This window comes from Dickeya zeae NCPPB 2538, assembly GCF_000406165.1.
Lineage (GTDB): Bacteria > Pseudomonadota > Gammaproteobacteria > Enterobacterales > Enterobacteriaceae > Dickeya > Dickeya zeae.
The window spans coordinates 1-684 of record NZ_AOOF01000046.1 but is presented as its reverse complement, the minus strand read 5'-3'; the positions used below and the strand labels follow the sequence as shown (position 1 = coordinate 684).

Annotated in this window: 1 protein-coding gene and 1 pseudogene; both read right to left on the bottom strand. The window is 67.7% G+C overall.

Translation table 11 applies throughout. From position 1 onward, the window contains the following. Positions 1-488 (bottom strand): GNAT family N-acetyltransferase (locus tag DZE2538_RS00055; RefSeq protein ID WP_038915258.1); only part of this gene is annotated, 488 nt, incomplete at its 3' end. Positions 489-563: 75 nt separating this feature from the next. Beyond that, positions 564-684, bottom strand: a pseudogene (locus tag DZE2538_RS20720) (fumarylacetoacetate hydrolase family protein); the annotation flags it as partial.

Sequence of the window (684 nt, the reverse complement as noted above, 5' to 3'; positions counted from 1 at the left end):
GTGAACGGGTTGGCGTTCATCACGATGGCCCCGATGTCCCGCCCCGGTCGTACTTCGGCCGCCAGCGACTGGCAGTACTGGCTGATGCCGAGCGGCGTGTTCTCCATCAGCACCGCCTGGTCGTCATAGCAGGCAATCGGGTAGAAGCCGCAGCCGCGGAACGCCGTGACGTTGCAGGGTCGGGTGTAGAGAAACAGGTGGAACAGGCCGCGCTCGGCCGCCAGCTGCACCACCTCGTTGACCACCTTCGCCCCCAGGCTGAGTTCGCGAAAGTCGGGGTCCACCGCCACGCACTTGATGGTGCTGGCGCACAGCCCGGCACAGGCCACCAGCCGCCCGTGATGCGTGCCGGCCACAAAAAACTCGACATCCTGGTCCCGGTCCAGCTGGCAGCGCGCCAGCAGCGCGGTTATCTCCACCAGCGTGGGGGACGGGACGCGCGCATCCAGCGTGGCAAACGTAACACTCTCGTCGTCATCGGCGTACATAACGGTTATCCTGCTTGTTGCTGGGCCCCGTCACCGCGGGGCTGACGCCGCCGGTCACCCGGCAGCGGGAACGATTCAGTGCCCGGCCGCCACGGACGCGGCACGCGGGGCGGTCACCGGCCGGACGGCCTCGCCGATGGTGTTGCGCAGGTGGCCGACCTTCTCGATATCCACCTCGATGCTGTCGCCCGGCTTG